We start from the raw sequence: 12,347 nt of genomic DNA, 5'->3' as shown, positions 1-12,347 counted from the left end.
CCAGTTTTGAAAGAATAAATCTTTCAATTAAATACAAAGTCTAGTGATGATGGCAAAGAGGTCACACCCGTTCCCATACCGAACACGGAAGTTAAGCTCTTTAGCGCCGATGGTAGTTGGGGGCTTCCCCCTGTGAGAGTAGGACGTCGCTAGGCAGAAAAGTAACCACTGAGAAATCAGTGGTTTTTTTGTATGTTTTGAAATCTAGAAAATGTTAAAGTTTAATAGAGTGATCAAAATATTCAAAGGGGTGCAATGGAATGGCAACAGGACAATATAGTAAGGTAATCAATGTACAGAAAAATAAATTAGAGGGTTTTATTCATAATAAAGAACAATGGGCTGTTTTAATACCAGGTTACTTACATCACGAATTACTAAATGAAGACGATATGATCTGGGTCTTCCAAGGAGACTTTGGTATAATTCAGAAAGCTGTTAAAGTAAAACTTAAAGTAAACAAATCAGATGCTCATCAAATACAGTTTGAATTAGAGGGTTTATCTGATCCTATAAATGGTAATGGTTCTTTTGAAATCATACAAAATCAAAATGAATCACCACAACTGACTGGTAATTTAACAATGAAAGCAAGTGGATTTTTAGCAGGAATGATGAATCCAGTATTAGATAATTTTGTACCTCGGCTGATTGAGCAATTAGTGGAAGCAATGGCCATTCAAGCATTACAAGACTAGTTATATGAAAATAAGTGGTGAGCCGATTATTACAGATAACAGCAATAATCGGTTTTATTTTAATAAGCAACTCTTATTGCTACAAAAATGATGGTTTAGGTATAGATGACTCTTTTTTTGAGTGAGGCGTCAATGATAATGACATCAAGCTGTGATTAACTTTGATGAAAAGGTTTGTTACTAAATAAAAAGTGGATTACTATGCGGAGGGATAGCTTTTTTCTCTCCTTATAATTTCGTATAATTAAAGGAGAATCTAACGAAAATGGGTGTTTGTTTTGCATAAGAAAAAACCAATTATAGAAGGGTTAGAACGTTTTCGACAGCAACAAAATATTTCTTTTCATGTCCCAGGTCATAAGCATGGTGAACTGTCCCACCTTCCACAAGCATTTAAGGATGTAATGCGTTATGATGTAACTGAGTTATCAGGATTAGATGATCTACATTACCCTGAGGAAATGATATTAGAAGCCGAGAATTTATTGGCAGATACATATGGAGCAACGAAGAGTTTCTTTTTGGTAGGAGGGTCTACTGTTGGAAATTTAGCAATGATTTATGCTACTTGTAACAAAGATGATACCATTATTGTTCAGCGTAATGCACATAAATCAATTTTCCATGCTATTGAACTTGTTGGGGCTAAGCCAATTTTTGTGTCGCCGCTATGGGATGAACGGACAATGTCGGCGACACATGTAACTTATAGAGATTTAAAAGAAGCCGTAGAAAATTATTCAGAGGCGAAAGCAGTAGTGTTAACATATCCTACTTATTATGGGATGACTTCGAATGAAATACAGCAACAAATTGCTTATTGTCATGAGAAGGGAATACCTGTATTGGTGGATGAAGCACATGGCGCTCATTTTAATGCATGTACGCTATTTCAGCCATCCGCATTGACACTTGGTGCAGACGTTGTTGTTCAATCAGCTCATAAAACTTTACCTGCTATGACGATGGCCTCTTTTATGCATGTTAAGTCGGAATTGATAGAGGCTGACAAAATACATCATTACTTACGCATGTTACAATCTAGTAGTCCATCTTACTTATTATTAGCATCATTAGATGATGCTCGCTATTATGTACAGACATATATGGAGAGTGATGGGGCATATATAATAGAAAAAAAGAATCAATGGGTAGATGCATTACGAGCAATTGGATCATTAGAAGTAATTGAAGTAGATGATCCACTTAAAGTATTGCTACGTGTTAATGGTTATAGTGGCTTTCAATTACAGGAGGCATTAGAGGCAAAGCATGTATATGGGGAACTTGCAGATGCCAATCAGGTTTTATTTGTGTTACCTTTGCTGAAGCAGGGACATACCTACCCATTTGCTGAAATCAGGGTTCGTATAAAAGAGGCCATAACAACGCTATTAAACACAGCTAAAACAGATAGCATAACGGCTTCTCAAACAGCCTATCATTTTGTACCGATTACTGAGCCTATATATACCTTTAATGAGGTTGCATCATTAAAGAAAGAATGGTTACCATATATGCGTACAATGGGGCGAATTTCAGCGAATATGATCATTCCTTATCCACCTGGTATACCATTATTAGTACCAGGAGAAAGAATAACAGTAGCTAAGTTAAGTCAATTGGAAGAGCTACTAGCAGCAGGTGCAACATTCCAGGGGAATCATCGTTTAGCAGAAAAAATGATTCAGGTTATTAAATAGTTGGAGGCAATAACAGCATGAATAGCAATTTATTTATTACATTTGAAGGACCAGAGGGAGCAGGAAAAACAACGGTCATTCAAATGATAGCAGAGCGATTAACAAAAAATAATATTGAAGTTCTAGCAACAAGAGAACCAGGTGGAATTGAGATTGCAGAAAAAATAAGAACGATTATTTTGAATCCTGCACATACTGCTATGGATGAACGAACAGAAGCATTGTTATATGCTGCAGCAAGAAGCCAGCATTATTTTGAGAAAGTACGTCCTGCCTTAGATGCAGGGAAGTTAGTGATATGTGACCGTTTTATCGATTCCTCTTTAGCTTATCAAGGATATGCAAGAGGTATAGGTGTCAATGAGGTGCTTTCTATTAATGAATTTGCTATTGGGAAGAAATTACCTGACGTGACCATACTATTTGATCTTGCTCCAGAGGTTGGCTTAGCGCGTATTCATGCAACTGGCAATCGGGAAGTAAACCGCTTAGATGTTGAAAGCTTGCCGTTTCATCAGAAGGTACGTGAAGGATATTTACAATTAGTAGAGCAGTACCCAGAGCGAATACGTGTAGTTAATGCAGATCAAGATATTGAAAATGTTGTGGAAGATGTATGGTTATTATTATTGGAAGCAATGCAGTAAATGCATGAAGTTGTCTACAACAATGTGATATAATGATACTATCCATTAATTTATCTTCACTAGGAGGGCAACATTTGTCGAAGTACCTATTAGGTCAGACACACCTTCGTGTAAGATACATTATGTGTTTAGGGAACCTTGTAGATGTCTCTTTTAAAACTTTCTTATAGAGTTTTTGTATCAACATGATGATGTTCCTCTAGTTCAACAGATGAACTAAGATTAAGTATAGAATTGAAATCTATCTAGGCGAATTTTATAAAAGGGGTGAGTGCGAATGAAGTTAGTCGTAGCTGTAGTGCAAGATCAGGATAGCAGCCGCTTATCAAATGCTTTAACGAAAAATCAGTTTCGCGCAACTAAATTAGCGAGCACAGGAGGATTTTTACGTTCAGGAAATACGACATTTCTTATAGGAACTGAAGACTCTCTCATACCCAAACTTTTAGATATTATTCGGGATAATTGTCGGGCAAGAGAGCAAATGGTTGCACCCGTTTCTCCGTTAGGAGGAAATGCTGATTCCTATATACCTTACCCTGTGGAGGTAGAGGTGGGAGGAGCTACCGTATTTGTTTTACCGATTGAACAATTCCATCATTTTTAAAAAGTAGCCTCCGAAGCTAAATCATTGATTATTTGTTACTATTAAACATTTTATTTAAAATCGATTATGCATAGGAGAAATAGATGAAAATTGTGGGGGCGAAACCAGCTTGAAGATTAATCAAGATATACGTGTCGGGTTAAATACAAATCGCAAAGAGCCACTACAAAATAATAATCAAAATAACCGATTTGGAGATATGGTCGTCAAGCAAGGTAATAAGCTGCAAACAGAACAACTCACGCGTTTGTTAGGAGATATATCTACTGCAGGGGACCGAGTAGCTAGATCACGTAATTTACGAGAACTTGCTAGGTTTAAAATGCTTGTTAAACGATTTCTACAAGAGACAGTAGAACATGGTATGGAGTTAAAACAATCACATACCTGGAATCGTTTTGGTGAAGGAAGACGTCTGAAAATCATTGAAACCATTGATACACGTCTTGTCGAGCTTGCACAGGATCTCTTAGACGAAGAAAAAGAAGCAATAGATCTTCTTGATAAAATCGGTGAAATTAAAGGCTTACTAATTAATTTATATATGTAAAACCCGTGTCTCGTTCTCATTTAGGCGCGGGCTTTTTTCAAATGTTGATGTGGCTACTCGCCATAAAGTAAACAACTGTAATCTTTACAAGAGTGCAAGAAAGTATCACCTTTTGTTGTAGAGACAGGAAGGAATTTAAATGTATGGCCAAGAATGTTGAAGAGCTACTCACACTGCAACCAGTCGTAATGAAGCAGCTTCAAACAATATTTGACAAGAATAGATTAGCACATGCATATATTTTTGATGGCGAAAAAGGGACAGGCAAGGCAGATATTATGCACTTTTTTGTCAAATTAATGTTATGTGAGCAACCAAGTGGAAATGTTCCATGTGAAACATGTCGAAATTGCAAACGTGTAGATTCGGGAAATCATCCAAATATTCATCAAATTTATCCAGATGGTCAATTCATAAAAATTGATCAGATGCGAGAACTCATCGGAGAAATGAAAATGGTGGGTGTAGAAGAAGGACGTAAGATTTATGTGCTTCATCATGCAGACCGTCTTAATACAGCCTCTGCAAATATGATACTTAAATTTTTAGAGGAGCCAGAAGGAGAAGTAACTGCCATATTACTAACTGAGCAAATGCAGTCAATTCTTCCAACTATCCGTTCTCGTTGTCAACATATCAAATTTCAAAAAATGCCACGTCATGTTTTGTTGAAGCATTTACAGGAAAATAATATTTCACATTCAATGGCCTCAACAGTAAGCATGATGACAAATGAGCTCGAAACAGCGATATTTTTAGCAAATGATGAGCAGTTTGCACTCGCTCGAAAAACAGTGTTAAAATTAGTAGAGGCCATTCGGCAAAATGTACATGAAGCATTGCTTATTGTGCATGAAGAGTGGTTGCCTCACTTTAAAGAAAAAAGCGAGATGGAGCAAGCATTGGATTTACTACTATTTGCTTACCGTGATATAGTGTCAATAAAAGCTAATCCCGAGGCAGCTTGTACTTATCCAGACATGTTACCACTATTTAAAGAAGTTGCGTTATATTCCACTTATGAAAGATTATCAAATCAGATGGAATCTATTTTACAAGCACGCGCCTCTTTACAGCGTAACATGAATAGGACGTTATTGATGGAGCAGTTAATGCTAAATCTGCAGGAGGGATATACATTTGTATAATGTAGTAGGAGTCCGCTTTAAAAAGGCGGGTAAAATATATTATTTTGATCCGGCATCATTTCTACTAGAGGATAGTCAATATGTTATTGTAGAGACAGCCCGCGGTGTAGAGTATGGAAAAGTAGTTGTCCCTCAAAAAGTTGTGGGTGATAATGATGTTGTATTACCACTAAAACAAGTACTTAGACCAGCAGATGATCGTGATCGTATACAAGTAGAGGAAAATGCAGCGGAATCAAAGCGTGCATTTGAGCTCGCTAGTACTAAAATTATAGAGCATAATTTAGAAATGAAACTTGTAGATGTTGAATATACATTTGATCGTAATAAAATTATTTTTTACTTTACAGCTGAAGGACGAGTTGATTTTAGGGATCTAGTAAAAGATTTAGCCTCGGTTTTTAGAACACGTATTGAACTTCGTCAAATTGGTGTGCGTGATGAAGCCAAGCTTTTAGGTGGTATCGGTCCATGTGGTAGAATGCTTTGTTGTTCCACATTTTTGGGTGATTTTGAGCCCGTTTCGATTAAAATGGCTAAAGATCAAAACCTATCATTAAATCCTTCAAAAATATCTGGCCTTTGTGGACGTTTAATGTGTTGCTTAAAGTATGAAAATGATGAATATGAAGAAGCAAAAGAGGGCATGCCAGATGTTGGTGAGATAACAATGACACCAGATGGCCGTGGGAAAGTAGTAGGGCTAAATGTGCTGGAAAGACTTATTCAAGTATATTTACATGAGCAGGAACGCACAGTTGAGTATACACTAGAAGAACTGCTAGCATGCGAAAAAAATCTTATTTAAGATAGAGAATTTAACGAGGTGGCTTGGGTGAAGGACCGTAATTTCTTAGATACCGTTATGGAGTTCGAACAACAGCTCGAAGCAATGCAGGAGCAATTTGGTGCATTGAAACAATTTGTAGCGTTAATGATGGAAGAGCATAAGGCGCTTGAAACAGAAAATCATCACCTACGTACACGTCTAGAAGAACTACTTTCTAATACAAACTCCGTACAAGCTGCTGAAGTAAAGAAAGAGAGTCCGCTAGATATTGGTGAGGGATATGATAACTTAGCTCGCCTCTACCAAGAGGGCTTCCATGTTTGCCATGTTCATTTTGGAAGTTCACGTAAGGGTGAGGATTGTCTGTTCTGTCTATCATTTTTAAATAAACAAAATGTGTAATAAAAGGCTGATTCCCGCTACGGTGGTGTCAGTCTTTTGTTTTGTAGCGTAGGAGGAGTAAGCATGGAAAAATGGCTAAAAGGTGACGAGCGGTTAGATTATTTGTTGGCTGAGAATTTACGTATTATTCAAAGTCCCTCTGTCTTTTCGTTCTCATTAGATGCAGTATTGCTTTCGAAATTTGTCAGTATTCCTTATCATAAGGGAAAAATCGTTGATTTATGCTCAGGAAATGGTGTGATTCCACTTTTTTTAAGTGCACGTACAAAGGGAAAGATAACAGGCGTAGAAATTCAGCCACGTTTATTTGAGATGGCAGAGAGAAGTATCCGTTACAATCAGCTAGAACAGCAAATTCAAATGATTCTTGGAGATGTTAAAGAAATACCAAAACAACTTGGCATTGAAAAGTATGATGTGGTTACCTGTAATCCACCCTATTTTTTAGCACATGAAGCGAGTGATAAAAATCTTAGTGAGCATCATGCCATTGCACGCCATGAATTGTATTTAACATTGGAAGAAGCGATTCAATCCGCAAGTAAATTATTAAAGCAAGGGGGCAAGGCCGCATTTGTTCACCGACCTGGGCGATTATTAGATATTGTGACAGCTATGCGAGCAAATCGCTTAGAGCCTAAACGGATGCAGCTCATTTATCCGAAGGAAGGGAAAGAGGCTAATACATTATTAATAGAAGGAATAAAAGATGGAAAGCCTGATTTAAAAATTCTGCCGCCGTTGTATGTTTATGATGCCAATAATGAATACACGACAGAAGTGAGAGAAATTCTTTATGGAAAAGAGCAATAATCACTACTTTTATGTGTTAGAGTGTGCTGATCAAACTCTTTATGCAGGGTATACAAATAATATAGAAAAACGTGTTGCTGTACATAACGCTGGTAAAGGAGCAAAATATACAAGAGCTAGAGGTCCAGTGAAATGTATTTACAAAGAAATATTCGAGACAAAGCAAGAAGCAATGCGTGCTGAATATGCCTTTAAGCAATTAACAAGAACACAGAAAATTAATTATATAAGGAGGGGTGAATCGTGAAATCACAAAAAAGTACAATACACGATCAGACAGGTTGTTTATATCTGGTAGGAACACCTATTGGTAATTTAGAGGATATGAGTGTGCGTGCACTTCGCATTTTAAAAGAAGCAGATATTATCGCTGCAGAAGATACTAGAAACACCAAAAAGCTGTGTAACTACTTTGAGATTGACACACCACTAATCAGCTACCATGAGCATAATATAGCCGTAGGTGGAGAAAAATTATTAACATTACTACAAGAAGGAAAAACAATTGCATTAGTAAGTGATGCAGGTTTACCTTGTATTTCTGATCCAGGTGCAGATATAGTGGAAAAAGCAATTGCCCAAAACTTTTCTGTTGTACCAGTGCCAGGGCCTAATGCAGCAATTTCAGCATTAATTGCATCTGGGTTATCGCCACAGCCATTTTTCTTTTATGGATTTTTGAATCGCGGAAAAAAGGAACGTCGCCAGCAATTAGAACAATTAAAAAAACGCCAAGAAACGATTTTACTATATGAGGCACCACATCGCTTAAAGGATACATTAAAAGATATGGAAGCTATACTCGGGGAACGTCGTATTGTTTTAGCTCGAGAGCTGACAAAGAAGTTTGAAGAGTTTTTACGAGGTACTTTGTCTGAAGCTGTAGAATGGTCACAAACTGAAGAAATACGAGGAGAGTTTTGTATTGTTCTTGAAGGTAATAGCTGTGTAGAAGAGGAAGATCATGAAGAAGCCTATTGGCAAAACATGTCCATTGTTGAACATGTTGATTTCATTATCAATCAATCGAATGTATCTTCAAAAGAAGCCATTAAAGAAGTAGCTAAGTTAAGGCAAGTGGCAAAGCGAGATGTTTATAATGAATATCATAGTGAATAATAGTAAAGAGTTACCTTATTAGGGTAGCTCTTTATTTTTATTTAGTTAATGACCCGAAACTTATAAGTTGAAAAGTAATAATTTTGAGACACAATTTTAAATTGATAATAATTGTAAATAATAGTAACCTTAAATAGAAAGGTCTGACATGGACATTATAAGGGGTTAAGAAATTGGTTATATTAATAAACAGAAACACCTAAATCACTGTTTTGATTTAGGTGAGTAACTAATTATTTTTTTAAGTTAGATTGAATTTCTTTAACTAACATTTCTGCGCCTTCTGGACTTAAAATTAATTTGCCTCCAACTAGACGGAAGTTATCATCTGAAACTTCACCAGTAACAGCACATGTCATATTAGGCATATATTTTTTTAAGATGATTTTATCATCATCCACATAGATTTCTAAAGCGTCCTTTTCAGCAATACCTAGCGTACGGCGTAACTCGATAGGAATTACTACACGACCTAACTCATCGACTTTACGAACAATCCCTGTTGATTTCATAATAGATTTCCTCCTAATTTATAAAAGTTATATTGGTATTTCGTCAAATTTCGACATTATTTCTTTGTCTGATAGTTATCATACCAAGTAATGCCATAAACGTCAATTAATTAATGCACTAATATTATGGTTTTTAAAAAAATTTTTTGAGAAGAATGCAGGTATTTTAATTTTTTTAAAAGGTTTTTAATAAATATTTTTGTTAATAGTAAAAAAGGTTCTTATTTAAGTCATTTAATGGATTAAATATATTATTCGACAATTTTCGCGTTTAATAAACTTTCATTGAAACGAATTTCGTACTTCGTTAGAATAGAAAGTATATTGTAAAACAATGGAGGCAGTTCTTGTGAGTGAACAACAAAAAACATTCTATATAACAACACCCATTTACTATCCAAGTGGGAAATTTCATATTGGTACGGCATATACAACAGTAGCATCTGATACTATTGCACGCTATAAACGTTTAAAAGGTTATGATGTACGCTTTTTAACAGGAATGGACGAACATGGCCAAAAAATTCAAGAAAAAGCAGCAGAAGCGGGTAAACATCCTCAAGATTATGTAAATGAAATTGCCGATGCTGCGAAAAAACTTTGGGGTTTAATGGATATTTCTTATGATGACTTTATTCAAACAACGCAGGATCGACATACGAAAGCTGTCGAAAAGATTTTCCAAAAGTTTTTAGATAATGGTGATATCTATAAAGGTGAATATGAAGGCTGGTACTGTACACCGTGTGAATCATTCTTTACTGAGACTCAACTAGTTGACGGGAACTGTCCCGATTGTGGTCGTCCGGTGCATAAGGTTAAAGAAGAATCGTACTTCTTTAATATGAAGAAATATGCAGATCGTTTATTAGCTTATTATGAAGAGAACCTTGAATTCATTGAGCCAGAATCACGAAAAAATGAAATGATTAACAACTTCATTAAACCAGGGCTAGAGGATTTATCGGTATCAAGAACATCCTTCGACTGGGGAATTAAAGTACCAGGAGATCCAAAGCATGTTATTTATGTATGGGTTGATGCATTAACGAATTATATTACAGCCTTAGGTTATCTATCAGAAGATGAATCATTATTCAATAAATATTGGCCAGCAGATGTACATGTAGTTGGCAAGGATATTGTTCGTTTCCACACGATTTATTGGCCAATCTTCTTAATGGCATTAGATTTGCCATTACCGAAAAAGGTATTTGCTCATGGTTTTATTATGATGAAAGACGGTAAAATGTCTAAATCAAAAGGCAATGTAATTTATCCTGAAATGTTAATCGAGCGTTATGGTCTAGATGCGACACGTTATTTCCTATTACGAGAATTACCATTTGGCTCTGATGGGGTATTTTCACCAGAATCATTTATTGAACGTACAAACTTTGATCTGGCTAATGATTTAGGGAACTTATTAAATCGTACAATTTCAATGATTAATAAATATTTTGATGGTATTATTCCGACAGAAAATCTTCAACCGACAGAATTTGATGCAGCTTTAAAAGAGCAAGCTGAGTCGGTACGTATTAAATATGAAGAAAGTATGGAAAAAATGCAATTTAGTGTCGTTCTTGCTGACTTATGGACGCTTGTTTCACGCACAAATAAGTATATAGATGAGACACAACCATGGGTGTTAGCAAAGGAAGAGTCAGACAAGCCAAAATTAGGTGCAGTTATGCGAAATTTGGCAGAAAGCTTACACCAAATCGCTGTCATGTTGCAACCATTTATGACAACAACTCCTAAACGTATGATCGATCAGTTAGGATTAGATGACAAATTCTTAGCATGGGATACAATTGCAACATTCGGCAATACTATTCCAGCAAACATTAAAGTGGTAGAAAAAGGGATACCGATTTTCCCACGCTTAGAAAATGAGGTTGAGATTACTTATATTCGTGAGGAAATGCGTGGGTCTGTGAAAACACCACAGGATGAAGAAATTAAAAAGGTAGAAAAAACTGAAGAAAATCCAGAAATTCCTGAAATTACTATTGATGATTTTATGAAAGTTGATTTGCGTGTAGCTACTGTGACTGCATGTGAAACTGTTCCGAAAGCAGATAAATTATTAAAGCTACAAGTTGATCTAGGATATGAGCAACGTCAAGTAGTTTCAGGTATAGCGAAATTCTATACACCAGATGATTTAATAGGTCAAAAAGTGATTGTCGTAGCAAATTTAAAACCAGTAAAATTACGTGGTGAAATATCACAAGGAATGATTTTAGCTGGTGAGAAAGATGGAATTTTAAAATTAGCATCAGTTGATCCTAAACTTGAAAATGGTGCAAAAGTAAAGTAATGAACTTAAGGAAGGCCTGCTGAATATGAATTATTCAGCAGGCTTTTCAAATCTGTTAGAGAAATCGGGATTAAATTATTTTGATATAATTTACGATGCGTGAAAAACTTGGTTTTGTGGGCCTAAAGAACTATTTGTGGTAATGTCGATTAAGTGGAATGTCACAATGTCGAATAGTTTGTAATGAAATTGTAATGATCACGAAAAATATGAAATAATAAATTTTAATAAAATCAATGTTAGGAGAATGAAGATGTTTATAGATACACACGTACATTTAAACGCAGATCAGTATGAGGAAGATCTTCAAGAAGTGATTGATAGAGCTCTTGAAGCTAAAGTAGAACGAATGGTAGTTATTGGTTTCGACCGTAAAACCATTGAGAGAACAATGCAATTAATAGAGCAATATGATTTTGTTTACGGTGTCATTGGCTGGCATCCAGTAGACGCTATTGATTGTACTCAACAAGATTTAGAGTGGATTGAGCAATTAGCTTTACATCCAAAAATAGTTGGCATTGGTGAAACGGGATTGGACTACTATTGGGATAAGTCTCCAAAAGACGTTCAACAGGAACTTTTTCGCAAGCAAATTCAATTAGCTCAAAAGATCAATTTACCAATCGTTATTCATAATAGGGATGCAACAGGTGATGTTGTACAAATTTTACGTGAAGAAAATGCTGCATCCGTAGGGGGTGTTATGCACTGCTTTAGTGGAAGTGTAGAAACAGCGCGTGAATGTATAGCAATGAATTTTATGATTAGTCTTGGGGGACCAGTGACATTTAAAAATGCACGTCTACCAAAGGAAGTAGCTACAGAAATAGCTCTTGAACACTTGATGATTGAAACAGACGCTCCTTATTTAGCTCCACATCCACATCGAGGTAAGCGCAATGAACCCGCTTTCGTGCCTTTAGTTGCTGAGGAAATCGCACGTTTGAAAGGGTTGACAATTGAGGAAATTGCACAAGCAACTACAACCAATGCGAAAAATTTTTTTGGGATTGACAATTAACTAGCTTA

14 protein-coding genes and 1 rRNA gene are annotated in these 12,347 nt (G+C 36.0%); 14 read left to right on the top strand and 1 reads right to left on the bottom strand.

Translation table 11 applies throughout. From position 1 onward, the window contains the following. The first annotated feature begins 39 nt into the window (after positions 1-39). The 12 genes from rrf to rsmI all read left to right on the top strand — a co-directional run bounded on the left by rrf (position 40) and on the right by rsmI (position 8,477). Positions 40-155 (top strand): 5S ribosomal RNA (gene rrf, locus ACHZEU_RS13345). 105 nt (positions 156-260) lie between these two features. Further along, positions 261-698: an SRPBCC family protein gene (locus ACHZEU_RS13340; protein WP_054548601.1), complete on the top strand. Its 438-nt coding sequence runs from the start codon at positions 261-263 to the stop codon at positions 696-698. Positions 699-967: 269 nt separating this feature from the next. Beyond that, entirely contained in the window at positions 968-2,401 is a 1,434-nt protein-coding gene (locus ACHZEU_RS13335) for an aminotransferase class I/II-fold pyridoxal phosphate-dependent enzyme (RefSeq protein ID WP_048395426.1), read from the top strand. 17 nt (positions 2,402-2,418) lie between these two features. After that, complete coding sequence (tmk, locus tag ACHZEU_RS13330) at positions 2,419-3,048, top strand: dTMP kinase (RefSeq protein WP_048395427.1); 630 nt, start codon at positions 2,419-2,421, stop codon at positions 3,046-3,048. Between the two features lie 277 nt (positions 3,049-3,325). Then, positions 3,326-3,655, top strand: a complete 330-nt coding sequence (locus ACHZEU_RS13325) for a cyclic-di-AMP receptor (RefSeq protein ID WP_004229230.1) — start codon at positions 3,326-3,328, stop codon at positions 3,653-3,655. A 109-nt stretch (positions 3,656-3,764) separates the two neighbouring features. Then, positions 3,765-4,205, top strand: a complete 441-nt coding sequence (locus ACHZEU_RS13320) for a YaaR family protein (RefSeq protein WP_004229228.1) — start codon at positions 3,765-3,767, stop codon at positions 4,203-4,205. Between the two features lie 143 nt (positions 4,206-4,348). Beyond that, the gene (gene holB / locus ACHZEU_RS13315) at positions 4,349-5,353 is read left to right on the top strand and encodes a DNA polymerase III subunit delta' (protein WP_048395429.1); all 1,005 of its coding nucleotides are present in this window, start codon (positions 4,349-4,351) and stop codon (positions 5,351-5,353) included. Next, on the top strand, positions 5,346-6,161 hold the full coding sequence (locus tag ACHZEU_RS13310) for a stage 0 sporulation family protein (protein ID WP_048395431.1): 816 nt from the start codon (positions 5,346-5,348) through the stop codon (positions 6,159-6,161). The genes holB and ACHZEU_RS13310 overlap by 8 nt, the downstream gene beginning before the upstream one ends. A gap of 27 nt (positions 6,162-6,188) precedes the next feature. Further along, positions 6,189-6,545: a DNA replication initiation control protein YabA gene (gene yabA / locus ACHZEU_RS13305; protein WP_004229222.1), complete on the top strand. Its 357-nt coding sequence runs from the start codon at positions 6,189-6,191 to the stop codon at positions 6,543-6,545. Between the two features lie 63 nt (positions 6,546-6,608). Further along, the gene (locus ACHZEU_RS13300) at positions 6,609-7,358 is read left to right on the top strand and encodes a tRNA1(Val) (adenine(37)-N6)-methyltransferase (protein WP_048395434.1); all 750 of its coding nucleotides are present in this window, start codon (positions 6,609-6,611) and stop codon (positions 7,356-7,358) included. Beyond that, positions 7,342-7,605: a GIY-YIG nuclease family protein gene (locus ACHZEU_RS13295; protein ID WP_004229219.1), complete on the top strand. Its 264-nt coding sequence runs from the start codon at positions 7,342-7,344 to the stop codon at positions 7,603-7,605. Before ACHZEU_RS13300 ends, ACHZEU_RS13295 begins: the two co-directional genes overlap by 17 nt. Next, entirely contained in the window at positions 7,602-8,477 is an 876-nt protein-coding gene (gene rsmI / locus ACHZEU_RS13290) for a 16S rRNA (cytidine(1402)-2'-O)-methyltransferase (protein WP_048395435.1), read from the top strand. The genes ACHZEU_RS13295 and rsmI overlap by 4 nt, the downstream gene beginning before the upstream one ends. A gap of 233 nt (positions 8,478-8,710) precedes the next feature. Here rsmI and ACHZEU_RS13285 read toward each other — a convergent pair whose 3' ends face one another. Then, positions 8,711-8,989, bottom strand: coding sequence for an AbrB/MazE/SpoVT family DNA-binding domain-containing protein (locus ACHZEU_RS13285; protein WP_004229214.1), 279 nt, complete (start codon positions 8,987-8,989; stop codon positions 8,711-8,713). A 334-nt stretch (positions 8,990-9,323) separates the two neighbouring features. Here ACHZEU_RS13285 and metG point away from each other — a divergent pair, with 334 nt between their 5' ends. After that, positions 9,324-11,315, top strand: a complete 1,992-nt coding sequence (metG, locus tag ACHZEU_RS13280; protein WP_369823948.1) for a methionine--tRNA ligase — start codon at positions 9,324-9,326, stop codon at positions 11,313-11,315. Positions 11,316-11,568: 253 nt separating this feature from the next. Next, on the top strand, positions 11,569-12,339 hold the full coding sequence (locus ACHZEU_RS13275) for a TatD family hydrolase (RefSeq protein ID WP_404803490.1): 771 nt from the start codon (positions 11,569-11,571) through the stop codon (positions 12,337-12,339). Positions 12,340-12,347: the final 8 nt, after the last annotated feature.

The sequence above is a fragment of the Lysinibacillus sp. S1 genome, assembly GCF_044986265.1.
GTDB classification, from domain to species: Bacteria; Bacillota; Bacilli; order Bacillales_A; family Planococcaceae; genus Lysinibacillus; species Lysinibacillus capsici.
Note: the sequence above shows the minus strand (reverse complement) of the source record. Positions and strands in the feature narration are given on the sequence as shown.